General features: G+C 64.7%; 1 protein-coding gene. It reads right to left on the reverse strand.

Going from position 1 to position 1,387, the window contains the following annotated elements:
- The coding region (locus tag YH64_RS30005) for a phosphate acyltransferase (protein ID WP_255444903.1) at positions 1–1,387 on the reverse strand (1,387 nt) is incomplete at both ends.

Consider the following 1,387-nt stretch of genomic DNA (forward strand, 5'->3'; position numbering starts at 1 on the left):
GATCTCGGGCGCGGCGTCGCGCACCAGCTCCAGCGCGCGGCGCATCTTGGCGCCCGACGCGGAACTGCCCGTGCCGAAATTCGACCGCGACAGCAGCGCCACCTTGGGCGCCAGATTCATGCGGGCCATTTCCTGCGCCGCCATCACCGTGAACTCGGCGATCTGCTCGGCCGTGGGCTCATCGTTGACATGCGTGTCCACCAACACCACCGTGCGCTCGTTGAGCAGCAGGATGTTCATCGCGGCATACACGTTATGGCCCGGACGGCGGCCGATCACTTCGTCCACAAAACGCAGGTGGTCGTGGTAGGCGCCCACCGTGCCGCAGACCATGCCGTCGGCATCGCCCAGGTGCACCATCATTGCGCCGATCAAGGTCAGGCGGCGGCGCATTTCCACGCGCGCCATTTCCTTGGTGATACCGCGCCGGCACATCAGTTCCCAGTACGTCGTCCAGTACTGATGGAAGCGTTCGTCGTATTCGGGGTTGGTCACTTCAACGTCTTCGCCCAGGCGCAGGCGCAGGCCGAATTTCTCGATGCGCGACAGCAGCACGGCGGGGCGGCCCACCAGAATCGGACGGGCCAGGCCTTCGTCAACCACGACCTGCACCGCGCGCAGCACGCGTTCGTCTTCACCTTCGGTGAACACGATGCGCGCCTTGCCGCCGCCGCGCACGATGCGCTTGGCGGCCGAGAACAGCGGCTTCATGAACGCGCCCGAGTGATACACGAACTGCTGCAACTGTTCTTCGTAGGCTTCCAGGTCGGCCAGCGGGCGCGTGGCCACGCCGCCGTCCATCGCGGCCTTGGCCACGGCCGGCGCGATACGCACGATCAAACGCGGGTCGAACGGCTTGGGGATCAGGTATTCCGGGCCGAACGAGATGTCGTAGGTGCCATAGGCGGCCGCAACGACTTCGTTCTGCTCTTCTTCCGCCAACTGGGCAATGGCGTACACGGCGGCCATTTCCATTTCACGGGTAATGGTGGTGGCGCCCACGTCCAGCGCGCCCCGGAAAATGTACGGGAAGCACAGAACGTTGTTGACCTGGTTCGGGTAGTCGGAACGGCCCGTGGCCATGACCACGTCGTCACGCACGCCATGCGCCACTTCCGGCAGGATTTCCGGCGTGGGGTTGGCCAGCGCCAGGATCAACGGGCGCGTGCCCATGGCCGCAACCATCTCGGGCTTGAGCACGCCACCGGCGGACAGGCCCAGGAACACGTCGGCGTCCTGAATCACTTCAGCCAGCTTGCGGGCATCGGTCTTTTGCGCGAAACGCGCCTTGTCCGGGTCCATGAGTTCGACACGGCCTTCGTAGACCACGCCTTCAATGTCGGTGACCCAGATATTTTCCAGCGGCAGGCCCAGGTCCACCATCAAA

The organism is Achromobacter sp. LC458, from assembly GCF_001005835.2.
Taxonomy (GTDB): domain Bacteria; phylum Pseudomonadota; class Gammaproteobacteria; order Burkholderiales; family Burkholderiaceae_B; genus Achromobacter; species Achromobacter spanius_B.